The following is a 20,704-nucleotide window of genomic DNA, read 5'->3' on the forward strand; positions in this document are numbered from 1 at the left end:
CCGTCAGTCAGTGAAGATCGACTTCTTCTGGTTCTCGATGGACGACGTCAGCCCGTCGATGTCCTTCGGGTTCTTGATGAACTGCTGGATCGCCGGGATCATCACCGTGGAGGCGAAGTCCGGCCGGGTGTCCCGGTCGAGGAACTGGGCGATCTCGGTGGCCGACCCGACCAGCTCCGCGGCCTTCTTCTGCAGCGCCGTGTAGCCGCCGACGTCCGCGCCGCTGTTGGCGACGAGGACGGCCGGGTCGTTCTTGAGGTTGATGTCCGCAGCGGCCTTGCCACCGAAGTACTCGAGCAGCTTGCGGGCGTTGTCCTCGTTCTTGGGCTTGCGGGCCATCATGTAGCCGTCGATCGGGGCGTCCAGCGCCTTCGCGCCGATGGCCGGGTCGATCTCCGGGAAGGTGAAGAAGTCGAGGTCGTCCTGCTCGTCGTTGCTGAACTGCTGACCAACGAAGAGGCCCAGCAGGTACATGCCGCTCTTCTTCTGCTGCAACGACTGCGCGGCCTCCTGCCAGGTGCGGCCGAGGCTGTCCGGCTGGTGCAGGGGGAGCAGGCCGGCCCAGGTGTCGAAGACCTTCTTGACCTTGTCGGAGGTCCAGGCCTCCTTGCCGGCCATCAGGTCGACGTGGAACTGGTAGCCGTTGATGCGCAGGTTGAGGATGTCGAAGGTACCCATCGCCGGCCAGCCGTCCTTGTCGGCGAAGGCGATCGGGGTGAGGCCGTCCTTCTTCATCTGCGCGCCGAGCGCGGTGAACTGGTCCAGCGTGGTGGGCACCTGGTAGCCGTGCTGCTGCCAGACCGACTTGCGGTAGAAGACCGCCCACGGGTAGTACGTCCCCGGCACGAAGTACTGCTTGCCGTCGTCCCCGGTGGACGCCTTCTTGAACGCGTCGGAGTAGCCGGAGATCTTGCCCCACACGTCGCTGATGTCGCTGGCCAGGCCCTTGGCGGCGAAGAAGCGCATCCGGTAGCCGGCGAACCAGGTGAAGACGTCGTCCGGCTTGCCCTGCAGGTAGTTGTTGATGTTCTCCTGGAACGTGTTGTGGTCGACCGTGTTGGTCGCGACCTGGACGCCGGACGAGGTCTTGAACCCGTCGGTGATCTTGGCGAGGACGTCCTTGGGCTTCGGGTCGGACTGGTTGGAGCCGAGTGAGACGTCCTTACTGGACCCGCCGGAGCCGGAGTCGTCGCCGCAGCCGGCGAGCAGACCGGTGCTGAGCAGCGCGCCCGTGCCGGCCGCACCGGCCAGCAGTGACCGTCGGTTGATGCCGGCCACGGAGGGCGGTACGAGCCGGGCCAGGTATTCGGCTTGCGATCGGGGACGGGACATCGGTGCCTCCTGCGGATGAAGAGGTGCTACGTCCAACGGGTCGGGTGTGGTGAGGAGCGGTGCAGCCTGGCAAAGACGCATCGTGATCCACCGAGAATCCACATTGGTGAACACGATCGGCCAGTTGGGGCCTCAAGCTACCTCTCCATAGGCCGCTGTCAAGAGGTACTTTCGCCTCTGATAACCCAGTCGTGATCCGGCTGTTACGAGGTAAACGTTGGAAAAGAAGTCGATGTTGGAACCTGTTGACTTCGGTGGATGGCGGGTGCACCCTCACCTGTCATGCGGCGATGGCAGGGCGAGGGCATCTACTTCGGCGGCGACTACAACCCCGAGCAGTGGCCCGAGCAGACCTGGTCGGAGGACGTCGAGCTGATGCGACGGGCCGGGGTCAACCTGGTCTCCGTCGGCATCTTCTCCTGGGCACGCCTGGAACCCCACCCCGGACGGTTCGAGTTCGGCTGGCTGGACCGGGTGCTCGACCTGCTGCACGACGGCGGCATCCAGGTCGACCTGGCCACCGCCACCGCCAGTCCACCGCCCTGGCTGTCCCGCGCGCACCCGGAGACGCTGCCCCGACGGGCCGACGGCGCGATCCTCTGGCCGGGCGGACGACAGGCGTACTGCCCCAGCTCCCCGGTGTTCCGCGAGCGCTCCCTGGAGCTGGTGCGCGCGGTCGCCGGCCGGTACGCCGAGCACCCCGCCGTCGTCATGTGGCACGTCTCCAACGAGCTGGGCTGCCACAACGTGCATTGCTACTGCGACGTCAGCGCCGAGGCGTTCCGGGGGTGGCTGCGCGAGCGCTACGGCGACCTGGACCGGCTCAACGACGCGTGGGGCACCGCGTTCTGGAGCCAGCGCTACGGCGACTGGGCCGAGATCAATCCGCCGCGCACCGCGCCGACGTTCGCCAATCCGACGCAGCAGCTCGACTTCCTGCGCTTCTCCTCCGACGAGCAGCGCGCCCAACTCCGCGCCGAACGCGAGACGCTCAGGACGCTGGTCCGCCAACCGGTCACCACCAATTTCATGATCGGCATGGCCAAGCACATGGACTACCACTCCTGGGCCGGCGACGTGGACCTCGTCTCCAACGACCACTACCTGAACGCCGCCGACCCCCGGGCCCACCTCGGGTTGGCGCTCGCCGCCGACCACACCCGGGGCGTCGCCGGTGGCGAGCCCTGGCTGCTCATGGAGCACTCCACCAGCGCGGTCAACTGGCAGCCGCGCAACGTCGCGAAGCTCCCCGGCCAGCTTCGCCGCAACAGCCTGGCCCACGTCGCCCGGGGCGCCGACGGGGTGCTGTTCTTCCAGTGGCGTGCGTCCCGGGCCGGCGCCGAGAAGTTCCACTCCGCGCTGGTGCCGCACGCCGGCCCGGACACCAAGGTGTTCCGCGAGGTCTGCCAGCTCGGCGCGGACCTCAAGGCCCTCGCCGAGGTACGCGGCAGCCGGGTCGACGCCGAGGTGGCGATCCTGCTCGACTTCGAAGCGTGGTGGGCGGTCGAGTTGGACTCCCACCCGAGCGTCGACGTCACGTACGCCGACCGCCTCAACGCGTTGTACGGCGCGCTCTGGCGGGCCGGCGTGACCGCCGACATCGTCCACCCGTCGAGCGACCTCAGCGGTTACCGACTGGTCCTGGCGCCCACCCTCTACCTCGTCCGGGACGCCGACGTCGAGGCGCTGCGCCGATTCGCCGAGGCCGGCGGCACGGTTGCGGTCACCTACTTCAGCGGCATCGTCGACGAGAACGACCACATCCGTCTCGGCGGTTACCCCGGCGCGTTCCGCGACCTGCTCGGCGTCCACACCGAGGAGTTCTTCCCCCTGCGCGAGGACGAGCACGTCGAACTCGACGACGGCGGCGCTGCCGACGTGTGGACCGAGTGGCTGCACGCCGACGACGCCGAGGTGCTGGCGTCGTACACCGATGGGCCCCTGCCGGGCGTGCCGGCGCTCACGCGGCGGCCGGTCGGCGCGGGCGTCGCGTGGTACGTCGGCGCCCGGCTCGACGAGCCGGCCACCGACCGGCTGGTCTCCCGGCTGCTCGACGAGGCCGGCGTCCGTCCGGCGGCGCAGGCGCCGACCGGCGTGGAGGTGGTACGACGCCGCGACGGCGAGCGGACCTGGCTGTTCGCGATCAACCACACGTCGTCGGACGTACGGATCTCGGCGACCGGTGACGAGCTGTTGACCGGCACGCGGTGTGCGGGTGAGTTGACCGTGCCGGCCGGCGAGGTGGCCGTGGTCCGTGAGGACCGGTCGTAGCGTGGTCGACGGCCACGGTGCGAAGGAGGTTCCCCAGATGCTGGCCCAGCAGCGGCAGAGCGCCATCCTCGACCTGATCCGCCAGCGCGGTGGGGTGCGGGTGAGCCACCTGGTCAGCCGCTTCGGCGTGTCCGACATGACGATCCGGCGCGACCTGGAGGTGCTGGCCGAGCGCGGTCTGGTGGACAAGGTCCACGGTGGCGCGACGCTCGCCGGGCCCGGCTCGGCCGACGAGCCCGGCTTCGCCGCGAAGTCCATCCGCCAGCAGGCGGAGAAGCGGGCCATCGCCGAGCGGGCGGCCACGATGGTGGAGCCGGGGATGGCCATCGCGCTGTCCGCCGGTACGACCACCGCCGCGCTGGCCACCCTGCTGTCCGACGTGCGCGGGCTGACCGTGGTGACCAACTCGATCCCGGTGGCCGACGCGCTCTACCAGAACCCGCGCGCCGACCAGACCGTCGTCCTGACCGGCGGCATCCGTACCCCGTCCGACGCGCTGACCGGCCCGGTCGCCGAGGCGGCGATCAGCGCGCTCAACGTCGACCTGCTCTTCCTGGGGGTGCACGGCCTCAGCCCGCGCACCGGCTTCACCACCCCGAACCTGCTGGAGGCCGGCGTCAACCGGTGCCTCATCGGGGCCGCCCGCCGGCTGGTGGTGCTCGCCGACCACACCAAGTGGGAGACGATCGGCATCGCCACCATCGCCCCGCTGGAGGCCGCCGACGTCCTGATCACCGATCCTGGCCTGCCCGCGGAGGCGCGCACCACCATCGGCGAGCAGGTCGGCGAACTCGTCGTCGTGGAGCCCGGCTAGCGCGAGTGTGTTCACCAGGTTGGCGCGGGGCCGTGCGGTGGGGTGGGCGTCCAGTCCTGATCGTCAACTATCGGGCCAACGGGCGGAGGAGCCGGCACCATGCTCGGCAATCAGACGGTGAATCCCGGCGAATATCTGCTCTCGGACAGCGCCTGGCGAGAGGGTGACACCCGCCGGTACGTCGAGGGTGGTTGCGATGCCGTCTTCCTCGCCTTCGACAGTGACACCGGTCGGACGCTCGACCTGAGTTTCCTGCGCGACCTGCCCAATCTGCGCCGGGTCGCGATCGAGGGTCCGTTACGTGATGACACGCTGGTATTCGAACTGGAGGATCTTCTCGGTCTGTCGTTGCTGACGCGGTCCAAGAAGGCGGCCCGGCTTGATCTGACGCCGAAGCTGGACACGCTCGTGCTGTCGGAGCGGCCGGGCCTGGAGACGATCGGCGCGCTGTCGGCCCTGCAACACCTGACGATCGACCGGTACGCCGGCTCGGACCTGACCCTGCTGGGGGCCAAGTCCGAGCTGGTGTACCTGAGGATCGAAGGGCGCAAGGCTGCCCTGTCCCTGCACGGTGTCGAAGAAGCGCACCAGCTACGGCAGCTCGAAGTGGTCGATGCCGCCGTGGATTCCCTGGAGCCGTTGGCCCGCCTGGTCGAACTGCAGGAGGTTGTGGTCCGACCCAACGCGAGGTCGGCGCCGGTCGAGCCGCTGCGGCTCGATCCGGTGGCTGGTCTTCCGAACCTGCACACCCTGCGTCTCGGCGCGATCGCGTCGGCGTCGCCCCTCGCCGCCGCGTCCGGTCTGCGGCGGCTCGTGGTCGGTACGGTGCTCGACGGTGACCTGCGTCCCCTGATCGATCTGCCCGACCACGTGGTGGTCACGGTCCTGGACAACGCCGCCCAGGACCGTGAGGTGCAGCGGTCCCGAGCCCGACCGACACCCTAGGGATCGTCGGTAGGTAGGCAGGCCCTGTGGTGATCGGCCCGCCGCGCACAGCGGCGGCGATCCGGCAGGATCCGGTCACAGAAGACCCAATGTCGTACGTCTTGAGCGTCCTCGGCCGACACCGTGGTCCCGGCGACGTCGACCTGCGGAATCGAGGTCAGCGACCGAGCGAGCCTCCGGGCCAGCTCCAGCGCCTCGGCCAGATCGGCGACCGCCACCGGCAGGTGGATCACGTGGCGGGGCGGCGGTTCGGCCGCCTCGGTGAACGCCAGCACGGCGTCCCGAGGGAGCGGTACGAAGATCCGGTCCGGTGGGATCACCACTGCCGCCTCTCGGGCCAGGCGCCCTGCCGGGCCCGCAGCGCCCGCTTGACCCGCGCGTTCTCCTCGGTGAGCAGCGCCAGATCGTGGTGCAGCGCGGTCAGGTCGAGCGCGACGCGGTGCAGGAACCGACGTACCTCCCGAGGGTCGAGCCCTCGCCGGCCGAAGCCCACGGTGGCGAACTGATGGTCGCGCACGTGCCGCGGATGCAGCCGGCCACCGTCGTGGAGCGAGCCTCTGGTCATCGGTCACCTCTGCTGTCGTCGGTTCATGGACGCGTCGGGGTCGCGGGAGCGTCCTTCTTCGTGGTAGGTATTCGTGCAAGTCGGTTCGGAGCCGGGATCACGTCATCCCGACGCTCTAGTTGAGACCCGACGAGAGCCGGTATGCGACTGCCACTCGCGAGGCCGTCTCTCGTCACCTTCTCGGCTGTTGGCACAGCCGCGGTTGCCGTGTTTGCACCGGGCTTCCCCGGGGGCCGGCGATCACCCTCACCCGCAGGCCACGTTTCCAGTGGCCTCGGTCTTGGTGCAACGACACCAACGAAATTCGTCATGAGGGACGTCAAGAGAGGGGACCCATGCCCGCCAGGCGTGAATCGTTCGTCCAGACATTGCGTGCCCAGTGGCTCGGCCAGCAGATGCGACAGTTGCGGGAGCAACGCGGCATCACTCTGAAGCAGGCGGCCGAGTTCCTGGAACGAGACTTCTCGTCCATCGCCCGCTGGGAACGCGCCGAGTGGCCGTTTCGACGGGGAGTCGTCGAAACGCTTCTCGATCTCTACGGCGAGCACGACGGGCGCGAGCGCAACCGCTTCCTCCAACTAGCCGAGGATGCCTGGCGGACCGACCGTTGGGACGACGACTACGACGAGTTGGTCGACGCCTCATTCATCGACTTTCCCTGGTTGGAGAGCAGAGCGGAGCGCATCTGCTCGTGGGACGCCTTTCTCATGCCGGGGCTCATGCAGACGGCGGCCTACGCGGAAGCGGTGATCCGTAACGCCGAGGGGGAGCAGGCATCGGATTTCTCAGTGCGCAAGTGGCTGCAATTGAGAGTCGACCGTCAGCGTGTGCTCAGGCGCGATCCCGCCCTCCAGGTGGCGGCCGTCATCGACGAAAGCGTTCTTCGCCGACCGGTCGGTAGCCCTGCCGTGATGCGCGGCCAACTACAACACCTCGTCGAGCTGATGCGGCGGCAGAACATCGACGTCCGCGTGCTGCCATCACGGGTCGGCCTACACGCCGGGCTCGACGGCTCATTCGTCCTCTTCGGAATGCCCAAGCCCTATCCCGAGGTGGCCTACGCCGAGACTCTGGGTGGGCGCCGATTCATGGAATCTCCGAAGTCGAGACGCTACGCGCTTGCGTACCATCGCCTTCAGGATGTCGCGCTCGATCAGCGCGAGGCGGCCGAGCTGATCGCGAAGATCACGGAGGAACTGCCATGAACGAAGCCCTACCGGCCGTGGCCTGGCACATCAGCACGCGGAGCAACAGTAACGGCGGGAGCTGCGTCGAGGCGGGGCCTGTTCTCGATGGCTCCGGGCGGGTGGCGGTGCGCGACAGCAAGGACCGCACGGCGGCGACCCTCGTCTACCCCGTCAGCGGCTGGACCGCCTTCGTCAACGGGGTCAAGGACGGCACTTTCCCGCGCACCGGTCGGTGATCGACCCCGACATCGCCGATGTCGGGGTGTCCCGGTCGGGTTGATACCCCCACATCGCCGATGTCGGGGTGTCCCGGTCGGAAGTCGGTGGCGGCATCCGGTGGCCGGCGGGCACCATCGTGGCCGTGGAAGCGCGCGAGGTGGCGGACCTGTTCGACCAGGCGGTGCAGAGGCTGCGGCGCACCGTCGAGGACGGCGAATCCGACGACGGGTCGGACCTGCTCCGGCAGTTGGTCGTCGATCATGGACTTGTGGTGCCCGATTCGGTGACGAACCGGCGTTTGGTCCCCCACCACAACTCCATGATCGACGATGCGGGGCGGGCGAGGGCAGGGTGGAGCGGCTCAGGTGGGGCTGCCGTGCGGGTGGCCGTTGGCCGGCTCGCCGATCCGGATCGCGTGGTGCGCGCGGCGGCGTGCGACCTGCTCGGCTTCGCGAGCGCCGTGCACGGGGATGATCTGCGCGCGGACGCCGCGACGGCCCTGATCACGCTGGCCGCCACCGAGGCCGATCCCGAGGTGCACTGGTCGATCGCGCGCGCGTTGGGTGCGACCTGCGACCCCCGCGCGCTGCCGACCCTGGTCAGCCTCGCGCACAGTCCCGACAGCGACGTACGGTTCCAGGTCGCCGCCGCGGTGCCGATGGTGCTCGACGACCCGCCGGCCGAGGCCGGCGAGGCGGTGTTGATCGACCTCTGCGCCGACCCCGACGCGAGGGTGCGGGAGTGGGCCACCTTCGGGCTCGGCTGGCTGAGCACCGCGGACGGTAACGCCGTCCGGCGGGCACTGTGGGACCGCACGCGCGACGTCGACCCGGAGGTACGCGCGGAAGGCGCCCGCGGACTGGCCCGGCGGCGGGACGCACGGGCACTTCCACTGGTACGCGAGCTGCTCGCCCAGGACGAGGTCCACAACTTCACCATCAAGGCTGCCGCCTACCTCGGCGACCCGTCACTGTTGCCACTGCTGGCCGGCTTCGACCCGGACGCCGACCACGTCGCCGAGGCCCTGCGTGAGTGCGATCCGCAGCGACGCGACCGGCGCAACGACCTGGCCTGGCGGCTACTGCTCGCCGTGCACTCGCGTCGGCCCGACTGGGCGGTCACCGTCGCGGGCGAGCGGTGCGACCTCGACCTTCAGCTCGACATCGCCGATGGTGCCGACCGCTCGGCGTACTGGTGTGTCGACGGGTTGCTCCGGCGGGCCGGCGACGATCCCGAGCGCGGGGCCGAGCTGGCGATCGCGGACCTGACCCCGGCCCGAGCCGCGGCGGAGCGCTGATCAACTCCACATCGCCGATAACGGGGTGTCCGGGTCGGGTCGATAGCCCGACTTCGGCGATGTCGGGGTCGATCACGCGCAAGCGGTCGATGCGCTCACAGCCACCTCACAGGGGGTCTGGATAGGGTGCGCGGTGAGTCAACGTCCGACTCCATGGTGGAGCGGTCGGCTGTCGCACAGGAGTTCCGATGGTCTTCAAGAAGATGTTGAGCGCGTTCGGTGTGGGTGGTCCCAGCGTGGACACTGTGCTGGCCAACCCCAACACCCGGCCCGGCCTGACCCTCGACGGGGAGGTCAGAATCGTCGGTGGTGACAACCCGGCGGCCATCGAGCAGGTGGTGATCGGCCTGGTCACCCGGGTCGAGGTCGAGGGCCACGACACGGAGTACGCCGGCACCATGGAGTTCCACCGGATGGCCGTCAGCGGGGCGTTCCAGCTCGCGCCCAAGCAGGAGCTGTCGATCCCGTTCCAGCTCCCGGTGCCGTGGGAGACCCCGATCACCGACGTGTACGGCCAGCGCCTGCACGGCATGACGATGGGCCTGCGGACCGAGTTGTCGGTGGCCCGCGCGGTCGACAAGACCGACCTGGATCACGTTGCGGTGCACCCGTTGCCGGTGCACGAGCGGATCCTGGAGGCGTTCCAGCGGCTGGGTTTCCGGTTCAAGACCGCTGACCTGGAGCGCGGCCACATCCGGGGCGTGCAGCAGACGCTGCCGTTCTATCAGGAGATCGAGTTCTTCGCCTCGCCGCAGTACGCGGGCACGATCAACGAGGTCGAGCTGACCTTCGTGACCAGTCAGCGTGGTGTCGAGGTGATCCTGGAGTGCGACAAGCGCGGCGGCTTCCTCAGCGCCGGGCACGACGCGTTCGGCCGCTACCAGGTGTCCCACGCCGACGTCGACCGGGTCGACTGGGCGCAGGTCGTCGACGGCTGGCTGCGCGAGACCACGTCCCGCTACGGGAGCCTGCGCTCCCAGTACGGCCACGGCTACGGTCCGGGTCACGGCCACGGTCACGGCCGGGGCGGCATGGGCGTGGGCGGCATGGTCGCCGGCGCGGCGCTCGGTGTCGCCGGCGGCATGATCGCCGGCGAGATGATCGAGGACGCCTTCGAGGGCGACTTCGGCGACTTCGGCGGCGACGAGTAACGCGTTCCGCCGACGACGGTGGCCTCCGGGAGAACTCTCCCGGAGGCCACCGTTTCACGTACGGCGCGTCAGCGCCCGCGCATGCTCCGCTCCCGGCCGGACCGGCGCTCGGAGCCGGCCTTCGACAGGCCCCGGCTGACCAGGTAACCACCGGTCAGGATGCTCAGGAACAGCCACGTCTGGCTCGGGTTGTTGATGTTCAACCCGTTGGCGGTGCTGCCCTTCCAGAACGCGGCGATCACGAGGAGCGCGACGGCGGCGGCGTAGACCCAGAATTCCGTCGTCAGGAACGCCTGCTTGGTCTCCGTACCCGGCGACGGCATCGGGTCTCGGTGCCCGTCACGCATTGCCGGCATCTGCTGCGTGTCCCGCATCATGGCGGGGTTCTGCGGGTCGTTCATGGGCCGGTTCATCGGCCTGGTGGAAGCAGCCTGCGTGCTCATCTGGTCCTCCTCAGGATGCGATGAGTCGTACCTGCCTACCCTCGCCCCGCTACCGCGTTTCGGCCACGGCACGGTTCGCTTGCACGGCGGGGACGCCCACCGACTACCCGAGGCCGCCGACCAGGTAACACTCCCTGGCCCGGAAAAGAATCGACGACGCGCTGCCGCGCCCGCATCACGCCCGGTCGCGAGAAGTGTCCGTTTCCAAGGCGTACGAGTGCTGCGGGTTTCGTCCACGGGAGGTCGGGCACGCAGTCGGTTCCACAGCTTCTGTGAGGTGATGGACGTGCGTGAGGACGACATGCGGCAGGAGGCCGCCCGCCAGGCCGAGAACCGGATCGCCGGCGGCGTGTACGGCGAGGGCGCCCTCGATGAGGTGACGGTGCCCCCCACCGACGTGGAGTCCCAACTCCAACGTGACGACCCGCTCGACCCGGCGCAGGAACGGGTCGACCCGCGGGTGCTGCACGACGGCGGCCCGGTCGGCGGGCAGGGCGCGGTGACGACCACCGGTGGCACCGCCGGGCCGGCGAGCGTGCGCCGGGTGGCCCGCCAGCCGGAGCGACACCCCGGCAAGGTGGCGCCGACGACCACCGGCGACGCCACCACCGGCGGCCTGAGCACGCCGACCGGCGGCAGCACCAGCGACCAGTCCACCTCGGCGACCGGTCCGGGCAAGTCCATCCGGGACCGCTCGACCGACCGGCGGTGATCCCACCCGTGCCCCCGCCGACCAGCCGGTCAGCGGGGGCACGTCGGGTGTCGGGTCAGCCGCAGGGGCGCAGGACGCCCAGACGCTGGGTGGCCCGGGTGAGCGCCACATACAGGTCACTGCGCCCGCGCGGCGACTCGGCCACCATCCGGTCCGGGTCGACGACCAGCACCGAGTCGAACTCCAACCCCTTCGCCTGGGCGACGGTCAGCACGACCACCCGGCTCTCCAGCTCCGGGTTTTCGCCCACCGTGGCCTCAGGCAGCGCGGCGGTCAGCGCCGCGCCGAGCGCGTCGACCCGGCTGGCCGGCACGATGACGCCGACCCGGCCCTCGGCCAGCCAGGCGGCCTCGCGGGTCACCGCCGACACCAACTCGGCGGGTAGCTGCCCGTCGGGCACCGCCCGGTCCCACGGGGGTACGCCGCTCTCCCGCACCGAGCGGGGTGGCCGCAGCGCCGGGTCGATCTCGGTGAGCACCTCGGCGGCGACCGCCATGATCTCGGCCGGCGTGCGGTAGCTGACCGTCAGTTCGGTCAGTCGCCACCGCTGCGCCACGTACGGGGCGAGGGCGTCGGCCCAGGAGGGCGTTCCGGCGAGCGCGCCGGTCTGCGCCACGTCCCCGACGATCGTCATGGACCGGCTCGGGCAGCGGCGCATCAGCAGCCGCCACGCCATCGGCGACAACTCCTGTGCCTCGTCCACGATGATGTGGCCGAACGCCCACGTGCGGTCGGCGGCGGCGCGCTGCGCGGTGGTCAGCCGGTCGGCCTCCTCCTGCCGTTCCAGCAGCCGATCCGCGTCGATGAGGTCGGTGACGCCGAGGATCTCACCGCCCTCGGCCTCGTCCTCCACGTCGATCGACCGGGAGCCCCGGGCGATCTCCAGCACACCCTCGGCGTACTCCCGCTCCATCAGGCGGATGCGCTCGCGCCGGGCGGCGGCGGCCCGCTCGTCCTCGCCGAGCAGCTCGGCCGCCTCGTCCAGCAGCGGCACGTCGGCGGGCGTCCAGCCGCCCGGGTCGCGGCGCAGCAGCGCCCGCTCGTCGTCGGTGAGCATCGGCGCGGCGGCGGCGATCCGGTCCGGGTCCGCGTACAGGTCCGCGAGCAGTCGCTGCGGGGTGAGCACCGGCCACAACCGGTCGAGTACGGCCTGGATCTCCGTCTCCTCGCGCAGCTCCCGACGGATCTCGGCGCGGTCGGCCTCGTCGAGCAGGTTGTCGCCGCCCAGCGGGTCGGCGCCGATCCGCTCGGCCACCTGGTCGGCGAGCGCGTGCACGATCTCCACGTCGAACAGCGCCCGCGCCAGGTTGTGCGGACGGTCGGTGCGGCGTACCCGATCCCGCGCGACGCGCACGGTCTCCGGATCGAGGGTCAGCACCTCGCGCTCCACCTCGATCTCCAGCGGCTCGTCCGGCACCCACTGCCGGTCCCGCACGGCGAGGGCCAGCACCTCGGCGAGTACGGCGCGGCCCTTGAGCGCTGCGGCCTGGGCCGGCTCGGCGCGCTGGGCGCTCACTCCGGGGAACAGGTCGCCCTGGGTACGCAGCAGCACGCCCGTCTCGGCCAGCGTGGGAAGCACCTGGGAGATGTAGCGCAGGAACGTCGCGTTCGGCCCGACCAGCAGCACGCCACGGCTGGACAGCTCGCGTCGGTGTGTGTAGAGCAGGTACGCCGCCCGGTGCAGCGCGACCGCGGTCTTGCCGGTGCCGGGGCCGCCCTGGACCACCAGCACGCCGGGCAGGTCGGCGCGGATGATCCGGTCCTGCTCGGCCTGGATAGTCTCCACGATGTCGCGCATCCGGCCCGTCCGACCGGCGTTGAGCGCGGCCAGCAGGGACGCCTCGCCGGTCAGCTCCTCGTGCCCGCCGGGGGAGGCGCTGTCGATGTCGAGGACCTCGTCGTTGAGCCCGGTCACCTTGCGCTGGCGGGTACGCAGGTGTCGGCGACGGCGTACGCCCTGGGGGTTGGCGGCGGTGGCGAGGTAGAACGGCCGCGCGGCCGGGGCCCGCCAGTCCATCAACAGCGGGTCGTAGTCGCCACTGGTGTCGAAGATCCCGATCCGGCCGATGTAGCGGCGGGAGTCGTCGTCGCCGTCGAGCCGCCCGAAGCAGAGGCCATTCTCCACGGCGGAGAACTGCTCGACCTGGTCGGCGTACATGGCCACGGAGCTGTCGCGCTGGGAGCGGTCCTGCAGGGTGCCGCCGGTGTTGCGCAGCTCGGCGGTGAGCCGGTGGGCGGCCTGCTCACGCAACCCGTCCAGACGGTCGTAGAGCATCGAGACGTACTCCTGCTCGCGGCCGATCTCGTCGTCGAGCGGCAATTCACCGGTACCGCCGGAGTGCCTTGACAAGCCGTCTCCCTAAACGTTAGAATCCAATGCTAGAACGGCATTTAATGCCGTTCTTTTTTGTGCCCTCGAATTGTCGAAGATAGCGCGGCGGGCCCGCTGTCACCAAGCCGACGGGGCCGATGCGGGTCACACAGGTACGCCGGGCCGACCGTGTGGTCGACCCGGCGTAGGGAGTGTGCGGAGATCAGCCGCGCGCCACCTGGTAGAGCCGCTGGGGGGTGACCGCTCCGGCGAGCACCCGCCCGTCGTCGGTGAGCAGCACGCTGAACAGCTTGCCGGTGAGCAGCCGCCCGCTGCCCCAGTCGCCGCTGACCGACGGCAGGCCACCGAGCAGCTTCGACAGGTCGGCGTCCGGGGCGGCGTCGGCCGGCTTCTGGCCCGGGGCGGCGTTGGCCGGCTTCTGGCCCGCGGCGGCGTCGAGGCGGGCGACCAGGACGGTGGTCCAGCCGTCGCCGACCGTGCGCACCTGGGGGTCCTTACCCGGCGCGACGTGTGCCGGCCGGCCGGCGGTCGGCCGCTCGGCGGTCTCCTCGGTGACGCTCACCCCGGGAGGCGGGTTGAAGGCGAACTGGTCGGCGTCGGGGCGGCGGTAGTCGACCTGGGTGAACGCCATCTCGAAGGCCGGCTGGTCGCTGCCGGAGGCGAGCACCTCGAAGCGCAGCGGCACGTGCTGCTTCGCGTCGATGGCGATCCGGAGCTGGTGCACCAGCGAGTCACGGTCACGCGGCGCGAGCACCAGCTCGTAGGCGTCCCGCCCGGCGACGGTGGCCGAGCGGCCGACGCTGACCTCGGTGCTCGGATCGATCGCGCTCAACGCCAGGTCGGCGGCCTCCCGGGGAGTGGCCGGCAGGCTCGGCGTCACCTCGGGCTTCGCGGCGCCCTTCGAGTCGCCCAGGGCGCGGTGGCGGGCGGTGTTGCCGCGGCTCTCCCAGGTCCACACGTCCCGACCGTTGCGGATGATGTCCCGCTGGCCGAGCGTGTCCACCAGCGCGACGCGCTGCCGATCCGGGCCGGAGTACCACACCCGCAGGGTGTGTGTGCCGCTGAGCAGGGCAGTCAGGTCGTTGCCGGGCACCAGCCCGACGAGCGGCGGCAGGCCGAGGTCGGCGCGTTGCACGACCGTGCCGGACAACCCCTCCAGGGAGGAGGTCTGGAGGTCCACCAGGAGCTGGGCGGCGGTACGCGGCGGCAGGCTCGGCTCGGCCTCGGCGGCGAACGTGCCGACGGCGGCGCCGCCACCGATGACGGCGACGCCGGCGGCCACCGGGACCAGCCACCGCAGGACGGGACGACTTCTCAGGATCGACATGGTGCACACCTCCTGCCCGACATCCTGCCCGGTCGGCGCTGTGAACGCGCTGAGGACGCCGAACCGCGAGTTGTGACCCGGGTGGCACCCTTGAGGTGTGCGGTTGTTGGTGGTGGAGGACGAGGCCCGGCTGGCGGCTGCCCTGCAACGCGGCCTGCAGGCCGAGGGGTTCGCGGTCGACGTGGCGGCGACCGGCCCCGAAGGCCTGGACGCGGCACGCCACGGTGGGTACGACGCGATGATCCTCGACGTCATGCTGCCCGGCCTCTCCGGCTACGAGGTGGTGCGCCGGCTGCGCGCCGAGCAGCACTGGTTGCCGGTGCTGATGCTGTCCGCCAAGGACGGCGAGTACGACCAGGCCGACGGCCTGGACTGCGGCGCCGACGACTACCTGACCAAGCCCTTCTCGTACGTGGTGCTGCTGGCCCGCCTGCGGGCGCTGCTGCGCCGGGGAGCGCCGGAGCGCCCCGCCGTGCTGGCGGTCGGCGACCTGCGGCTCGATCCGGCCCGTCGGCGGGTGACCCGGGCCGACGCCGAGGTGACGTTGACGGCGCGCGAGTACGCCCTGCTGGACTATCTGATGCGCCGTCCCGGCCAGGTCATTTCCAAGATCGAGCTACTGGACCACGTGTGGGACGCCAGCCTGGAGACGGCGCCCAACGTGGTCGAGGTGTACGTCGGCTACCTGCGTCGCAAGCTCGGCCGGGATCGGCTGGAGACCATCCGGGGCGCCGGCTACCGGCTGGCGACGTGACCTCCGCCGGCCCGCCGCGCGGCTGGTCGCCCCGTCGGGGCCTGCACGGCCTGGGGCTGCGGGGCCGCCTCCTGGCGCTCGGCGTGTTCGGCCTCACCATCGGTCTCGCCCTCGGCGGGGTGGTGCTGCTCGGCGCGCTCCGTTTCGTGCTCCAACGCAACGTGGACACCGAGGCGTTCCGGACCGCCGACGCGGTCGCCCTGCTCGCCGCCGAGAACGCGCTGCCCGACCCGCTGCCGGTGGCTGGCGGGCAGGTCCGGGTCCAGGTGATCGACGCGCAGGGGCGGGTCCGGGCGGCCTCGATCGACGCGGACCGGCTGGTCCCGATGGCCCGCCCCGAGTGGTTGGACGCCGGCCACCGTCAACGCCTGGACGTTCCCGCCGAGCGGGTCGGGCTTCGCGGACCGGTCCGGGTGGTCGCCGTACCCGCCGGCACGTCGGCCGATCCGCTCACCGTGCTGGTCGCCCGCTCGATGGCCGATGTGCGGCAGAGCACGCACGTGGTGCGGACCATCCTGCTGGTGGCGTTCCCGCTGCTGGTGGTGGTCCTGGCCGGGGTGGCGTGGCGGGTGGTCGGCGCGACGTTGCGTCCGGTGGAGGCCCTGCGACGCGGCGCCGAGGAGATCACCGGTCGGGCCGGCGCCGGTCGACTTCCGGTGCCCGCCTCCGCCGACGAGATCCACCGGCTGGCGGTGACCCTGAACGGGATGCTGGGCCGGTTGGAGTCGGCCCGAGCCCGGCAGCGGGCCTTCGTCTCCGATGCCGCGCACGAGCTGCGGAGCCCGCTGGCCAACATCCGGACCGAGTTGGAGGTGGCCCAGCGGCTCGCCGACCGGACGGACTGGACGGCGGTGACCGCCAACCTGCTCGCCGACACCGAGCGGTTGAGCCGGCTGGTCGACGACCTGCTGCTGCTGGCCCGCCTGGACGAGATGCCGGCGTCGCGGGGCACCGGCCCGGTCGATCTGGCGGCGCTGGTGGGCGAGGTCGCCGCCCGGTATCCGTCGCCGCCGGTGCGGGTGGAGCCGTCGCCGGGCCCGCTGTGGACGGCCGGGAACGAGGCCGAGCTACGGCGGGTGCTGGCCAACCTCGTCGACAACGCGGTCCGGCACGCGCGGAGCAGCGTCGTCCTCGCGGTCGAGCCGCACGAGACCGCGTACCACCTGGTGACGGTGACCGACGACGGCCCGGGGATCGCGGCGGCCGACCGCGGCCGCGTCTTCGACCGGTTCACGAGGTTGGACGACGGCCGGGGCCGCGACCACGGCGGCGCCGGCCTCGGCCTCGCCATCGTGTGGGAGCTGGTCCGCCGCGCGGGCGGCACCATCACCCTGGCCGACGCCGACGGCCCGCACGGCCTACGGGTACGCCTGCTGCTCCCGGCGACGCCGGCACCGACCGTTGCCCGACCCTGAGTACGGCGGACGTCAGCGGCGGCGGGTGCAGACCTGGTTGGCGCTCGCCACGGTGTCGGTGGACCAGACGACCGCGACGGTGAAGCAGTAGTCGTTGGCGCGGTTCAGCGCGTACACGATGTAGCTGTCGGTGCCGGCGGGCAGCGTGGCGATCGCGGTCTTCTCCTGCCCGGCCCGGCCGGCGGAGACGATGACCGGTCCCTCACCGCCGGCCGGGTACGTCCAGCGCAGGGCGATGTTGTCCCGGTTGTCGCGCAGCGACACCGTGCCGGGCGGGGTGCCCGGCACGGCGGCCGGCGCGGTCGTGCCGGTGGTCGGGGCGCCGGTGGTCGGGGGCGCGGCCGTGCCGCTCGGGCCGGCGCTCGGTGCCGGCCCGGACTTCGGGTCGTCGCCGACGCGGGCCACGCCGGCGATCACCGCCGCCGTGCCCAGCAGCACCACGACCACGCCGGCCACCAGCACCGGCACCAGTTTGTTGCGTGCCGCTGCCGGCGCCCGGTGCACGGGCACCGGCAGCAGCCGCGACGGCGTGTACGGCGTCAGCGACGCCGACGGTCGGTCCGGTTCGGCCGACGCGCCGGGTCGGTACAGCCGGTACACGCCGGACGACTCTTCGGTGCCGCCCGTGAACCCGGCCACCGACGGGGGCACCGGCGCGGCGGTGGGCTGCGGGACGGGATCGTCCGCCGGGTCCGGCGGCCAGCGGAAGTTCGGTTCGTCGGTTGGCGGCCAGCGGACCTCCGACGATCCCTCCGGCTCGTCGGCCGGCGGCCAGCGGAAGTCGGGGGAGCCGTCCGGCTCGTCGGCCGGTACCCGTGGGTTCGGTACCGGGCCGCCGCTGGAGACTCCGGAACCAGCCAGGCCCTCGTCGGTACGGCCGGCGGGAGCAGCGGCCTGCGGGGCCGGCGGGTAGTAGGCGGCATCGAGCGGCGGATCGGGCTGCGGCGGCGGCGTGCGCGCGGCCGGCACCACCGGTGCGTCCCGGACGGCGGACGTGTCGTCGGCGCAGACGTGGTCGGGGTTGGCGGCTGCCCGGGCCAGGGCCGCCACCTGCAGGGCCAGCGGATCGTCGGTGCTCAGATGCTGCCGGCACAGCTCGCGGGCCAGCGCGAGGTTGTCGTGCGCCTCGGCGAACTGCCCACAGTCGCGCTGCATCGAGCCGAGCCGGGCCAACATCTTGATGCCGCTGGGGTGGCCGTCGCCGTACACCTCGCGGTGCAGCTCCCAGGCGTCCTGGAGACGGTCGCGGGCGACCGTGCACTGGCCCCGGGCGTACTCGACGGTGGCCAGGTCGGCGTGTGCGGCCAGCACCCGCAGTGACTCGGGACCGTCCTGCGCGGTCAGCTCGATGATCACGTCCTGGTACAGCCGGGCGGCCCGGGAGTGACTGCCCACCCGGTGCAGCACGGCGGCCAGGGTCGCGGCGGCGGCCACCGTGCGGGGGTCGGAGCGGCCGTGCAACCGGGTCGTGGCCGCGTACGCGAAGGCGGCCCAGCCACGGGCGGAGTGGGGCTCGCCGAGGGCGACGAGCACCCGCGCCTGCAGGCTGGCCGCCTCGGCCAGCTCCGGCGTGGCGTTGGCCGGGCGGGGGTCGGCGTCGGTGAGCGCGTCGGAGAGCAGCCGTTGGGCACCGGCGATGTCGCCAGCGGACACGAGGTGGTGCGCCTGGTCAGTCAACTCGTCGAAGCCGGAGGACACGCCCCATCGTGCTCATCCGACGACGGTAAGTACAAGACCCGCGCCGGTGTCGATCGGTCAGGATCTGCTCAGGTGCTCGGCCAACGTCTCGCTGATTCGGCGTAACTGGTCGACCTGGGCGGGGCTCAGCGCGTCGAAGAGGTGCCGGCGTACGCCGTCGACGTGGCCGGGCGCAGCGGCGGCGAGGGTGGCGAAACCGTCGTCGGTGAGCACCGCGATCTGCCCGCGCCGGTCGGTGGGGCAGTCCTCGCGGCGCACCCAGCCGGCCTCCTCCAGGCGGGCCACCGCGTGCGAGAGGCGGCTGCGCGACGACCCGGCCGCCTCGGCCAGCTCGCTCATCCGCAGTTGCCGACCGGGCGCCTCGGAGAGCCGGACCAGGATCTCGTAGTAGGCGTGCGGCATTCCGGCATCGCGTTGCAGCTCACGGTCGAGCGTGTCCATCAACGCTCGGGAGGAGGCGAGGAACGCCCGCCAGGTGCGCTGCTCGTCGGGGTTAAGCCAGCGGGTCATGACGGCCATCATACTCCCGATGGTTGAACGCTCAACCAAACGGCGCTAGAGTGGGGTCATGGGTATCCACCGGCTCAACCACGCGGTTCTCTACGTCAGTGACCTCGCCCGCAGCGTCGCCTTCTACCGCGACGTGCTGGGCTTCACCCCGGTCGCGATGACCCCGGACGGTTTCCGGGGTGCGACGTTCCTCCAGGCTCCCGACTCCACCAACGACCACGACCTCGGCCTGTTCGAGATCGGCGCGGGCGCCGGGCGCTCGACCGCCGGCCGGGCCACCGTCGGGCTCTACCACCTGGCGTGGGAGGTCGACACCCTCGACGAACTGGCCGCCACCGCCGAGCGGCTCGCCGCCGCCGGGGCGCTGGCCGGCACGTCCGACCACGGCACCACCAAGAGCCTCTACGGGCAGGACCCGGACGGGCTGGAGTTCGAGGTGGTCTGGCTGGTCCCGGCCGACCTGCTCGACGACGCCACGTTGGCCGCCCGCAAGCGGATCGGCCGGCTCGACCTGGCCGCCGAGCGGCAGCGCTACGGCGGGCAGACGCGCGGCGGCGTGGGGATCTCCGTCCCGGCCTGAACGGCCATGGGGTAGAACGGACCGGTGCCAACCAACCGGACCGCCGACGTCCTCCGCGAACTCCTGGTCCGCCACCTGGCGACGTGGTTGCCCGTCGCCCTGCACCGCTCCCGCCGCGTGACCGTCGCGCTGGCCTGGGCCGGCGCCGACGGCGGTGGCGCGGAGGCGGCGCTACGGGCGGTCGTCGGTCACGCCACGCAGGTACGCGGCCGGCAGGTGACCATTTTGGCGCTGGCCGACGAGGCCAGCGACCTGCCGGCCCGGCTCGGACCGGTCGAGGCGGAGTTGCCTCCCGAGGTGACCGTGCACCTGCTGCCCGGCGGCCCCGCCCGGCTTCCGGTGGCGCTGAAGGCGGCCGCTGCGGCCGGGGCGCCGCTGTTCTGCTTCGTCGACCTGTCCGGCCCGGCGCACGCCGAGGTGTTGCGCGCCTGCGCCAACGGCCGCAACGGCGAAGTGCTGCTGCACGCCACCACCAGCGCCCGCCCGGCCCTCGGCCTCGCCGGCTTTCCGCTGGTCGCCGAGGTGGCACCGGTGGTGGAGGCGGACGGGGGAGTGGGCGACGCTTCCGCCGACGGGGACGACGAGGCGGCCGGCGTGATTGCGTTCGGGAGCCGGTCGGACCGGAGCCTGGAGGCGGTCCGCGACGCGCTCTGGACGGTCGGCGCGGGCCTCGGGGTGCGCTACCGCGATCCGGCCGACCCGACGGGCACACCCGTCGACGTGACCGAAGACCCGGACCGGGAACCGTTGGCCCGGGAGTTGCTGGCCGAACTGCGCCGCAACGGACCGCGCCCGGTCACCGAGCTGCGCCGGCACACCCTCACCGCGACGGTCTACCGCGCCACCGACGCCAACCAGGCCCTCACCGCCCTCCTCGCCGAGGGCAAGGTAGCCCGAGACCGCGAGTCCGGTCGCCTGGCCGGCGACGAACTCATCACTCCAACCCCCTGAGACCCCCGCGATCTTGCACTTGCTGCGGCGGCACAAGGGACGTTCCCGCGCAGAACGTCGACCGAAAGTGCAAGATCGACGAGATGGAGGGCGGGGGGTCGGGGCGGAGACGCCGAGCGGGGCGCCGGGGAATAACCCGCGCCCCCCGCGACGCCCCGGGCGGTTCGGCCCGGGCGTTTCCGGGTTGCAGGGCAGGGGTGC

20 protein-coding genes are annotated in these 20,704 nt (G+C 71.7%); 12 read left to right on the forward strand and 8 right to left on the reverse strand.

The window, feature by feature from the left end:
* Positions 1-3 precede the first annotated feature (3 nt).
* On the reverse strand, positions 4-1,332 hold the full coding sequence (locus ACIBTX_RS14465; protein ID WP_357123080.1) for an ABC transporter substrate-binding protein: 1,329 nt from the start codon (positions 1,330-1,332) through the stop codon (positions 4-6).
* 282 nt (positions 1,333-1,614) lie between these two features.
* Between ACIBTX_RS14465 and ACIBTX_RS14470 the strand changes: the two genes are divergently transcribed.
* The 3 genes from ACIBTX_RS14470 to ACIBTX_RS14480 all read left to right on the forward strand — a co-directional run bounded on the left by ACIBTX_RS14470 (position 1,615) and on the right by ACIBTX_RS14480 (position 5,362).
* Complete coding sequence (locus ACIBTX_RS14470; protein ID WP_396832560.1) at positions 1,615-3,603, forward strand: beta-galactosidase; 1,989 nt, start codon at positions 1,615-1,617, stop codon at positions 3,601-3,603.
* A gap of 37 nt (positions 3,604-3,640) precedes the next feature.
* Entirely contained in the window at positions 3,641-4,417 is a 777-nt protein-coding gene (locus ACIBTX_RS14475) for a DeoR/GlpR family DNA-binding transcription regulator (protein ID WP_363661052.1), read from the forward strand.
* Between the two features lie 99 nt (positions 4,418-4,516).
* On the forward strand, positions 4,517-5,362 hold the full coding sequence (locus ACIBTX_RS14480; protein WP_357393406.1) for a hypothetical protein: 846 nt from the start codon (positions 4,517-4,519) through the stop codon (positions 5,360-5,362).
* On the opposite strand, the gene ACIBTX_RS14485 is transcribed toward ACIBTX_RS14480, so the two are convergent.
* Positions 5,359-5,595, reverse strand: coding sequence for a hypothetical protein (locus tag ACIBTX_RS14485; protein ID WP_396832621.1), 237 nt, complete (start codon positions 5,593-5,595; stop codon positions 5,359-5,361). The genes ACIBTX_RS14480 and ACIBTX_RS14485 overlap by 4 nt on opposite strands.
* Positions 5,596-5,678: 83 nt before the next feature.
* On the reverse strand, positions 5,679-5,927 hold the full coding sequence (locus tag ACIBTX_RS14490) for a DivIVA domain-containing protein (RefSeq protein WP_396832561.1): 249 nt from the start codon (positions 5,925-5,927) through the stop codon (positions 5,679-5,681).
* Positions 5,928-6,262: 335 nt separating this feature from the next.
* On the opposite strand from ACIBTX_RS14490, the gene ACIBTX_RS14495 reads away from it, so the two are divergent.
* The 4 genes from ACIBTX_RS14495 to ACIBTX_RS14510 all read left to right on the forward strand — a co-directional run bounded on the left by ACIBTX_RS14495 (position 6,263) and on the right by ACIBTX_RS14510 (position 9,781).
* The gene (locus tag ACIBTX_RS14495; protein ID WP_363661053.1) at positions 6,263-7,132 is read left to right on the forward strand and encodes a helix-turn-helix transcriptional regulator; all 870 of its coding nucleotides are present in this window, start codon (positions 6,263-6,265) and stop codon (positions 7,130-7,132) included.
* Positions 7,129-7,350: a DUF397 domain-containing protein gene (locus ACIBTX_RS14500; protein ID WP_363661054.1), complete on the forward strand. Its 222-nt coding sequence runs from the start codon at positions 7,129-7,131 to the stop codon at positions 7,348-7,350. The genes ACIBTX_RS14495 and ACIBTX_RS14500 overlap by 4 nt, the downstream gene beginning before the upstream one ends.
* A gap of 125 nt (positions 7,351-7,475) precedes the next feature.
* Complete coding sequence (locus ACIBTX_RS14505; protein ID WP_396832562.1) at positions 7,476-8,630, forward strand: HEAT repeat domain-containing protein; 1,155 nt, start codon at positions 7,476-7,478, stop codon at positions 8,628-8,630.
* A 188-nt stretch (positions 8,631-8,818) separates the two neighbouring features.
* A complete protein-coding gene (locus ACIBTX_RS14510) occupies positions 8,819-9,781 on the forward strand; it encodes a sporulation protein (protein WP_357123101.1) in 963 nt (320 codons plus the stop codon).
* Between the two features lie 68 nt (positions 9,782-9,849).
* Here the strand turns inward: ACIBTX_RS14510 and ACIBTX_RS14515 are convergent, their stop codons facing one another.
* Positions 9,850-10,224 (reverse strand): hypothetical protein, encoded by a 375-nt coding sequence (locus tag ACIBTX_RS14515; RefSeq protein WP_357123104.1) that lies wholly within the window; start codon positions 10,222-10,224, stop codon positions 9,850-9,852.
* 286 nt (positions 10,225-10,510) lie between these two features.
* Between ACIBTX_RS14515 and ACIBTX_RS14520 the strand changes: the two genes are divergently transcribed.
* Complete coding sequence (locus ACIBTX_RS14520) at positions 10,511-10,936, forward strand: hypothetical protein (RefSeq protein WP_355051819.1); 426 nt, start codon at positions 10,511-10,513, stop codon at positions 10,934-10,936.
* Positions 10,937-10,991: 55 nt separating this feature from the next.
* Here the strand turns inward: ACIBTX_RS14520 and ACIBTX_RS14525 are convergent, their stop codons facing one another.
* Positions 10,992-13,211, reverse strand: a complete 2,220-nt coding sequence (locus tag ACIBTX_RS14525; protein WP_357123407.1) for an ATP-binding domain-containing protein — start codon at positions 13,209-13,211, stop codon at positions 10,992-10,994.
* A gap of 259 nt (positions 13,212-13,470) precedes the next feature.
* Positions 13,471-14,595, reverse strand: coding sequence for an outer membrane lipoprotein carrier protein LolA (locus ACIBTX_RS14530; protein ID WP_396832563.1), 1,125 nt, complete (start codon positions 14,593-14,595; stop codon positions 13,471-13,473).
* A gap of 97 nt (positions 14,596-14,692) precedes the next feature.
* On the opposite strand from ACIBTX_RS14530, the gene ACIBTX_RS14535 reads away from it, so the two are divergent.
* Positions 14,693-15,349 (forward strand): response regulator transcription factor, encoded by a 657-nt coding sequence (locus ACIBTX_RS14535; protein WP_355051822.1) that lies wholly within the window; start codon positions 14,693-14,695, stop codon positions 15,347-15,349.
* 71 nt (positions 15,350-15,420) lie between these two features.
* Positions 15,421-16,764 (forward strand): ATP-binding protein, encoded by a 1,344-nt coding sequence (locus ACIBTX_RS14540; RefSeq protein ID WP_357123410.1) that lies wholly within the window; start codon positions 15,421-15,423, stop codon positions 16,762-16,764.
* Positions 16,765-16,776: 12 nt separating this feature from the next.
* On the opposite strand, the gene ACIBTX_RS14545 is transcribed toward ACIBTX_RS14540, so the two are convergent.
* Together ACIBTX_RS14545 and ACIBTX_RS14550 are read right to left on the reverse strand one after the other, a co-directional pair.
* Positions 16,777-18,462 (reverse strand): tetratricopeptide repeat protein, encoded by a 1,686-nt coding sequence (locus ACIBTX_RS14545; protein WP_357123112.1) that lies wholly within the window; start codon positions 18,460-18,462, stop codon positions 16,777-16,779.
* 57 nt (positions 18,463-18,519) lie between these two features.
* Positions 18,520-18,981 (reverse strand): MarR family transcriptional regulator, encoded by a 462-nt coding sequence (locus ACIBTX_RS14550; RefSeq protein ID WP_357123413.1) that lies wholly within the window; start codon positions 18,979-18,981, stop codon positions 18,520-18,522.
* Between the two features lie 49 nt (positions 18,982-19,030).
* Here ACIBTX_RS14550 and ACIBTX_RS14555 point away from each other — a divergent pair, with 49 nt between their 5' ends.
* Positions 19,031-19,552 (forward strand): VOC family protein, encoded by a 522-nt coding sequence (locus ACIBTX_RS14555; protein ID WP_357123116.1) that lies wholly within the window; start codon positions 19,031-19,033, stop codon positions 19,550-19,552.
* A 24-nt stretch (positions 19,553-19,576) separates the two neighbouring features.
* Entirely contained in the window at positions 19,577-20,503 is a 927-nt protein-coding gene (locus ACIBTX_RS14560) for a hypothetical protein (RefSeq protein WP_396832564.1), read from the forward strand.
* Positions 20,504-20,704: the final 201 nt, after the last annotated feature.

The organism is Micromonospora sp. NPDC049359 (assembly GCF_044466585.1).
GTDB lineage: Bacteria > Actinomycetota > Actinomycetes > Mycobacteriales > Micromonosporaceae > Micromonospora.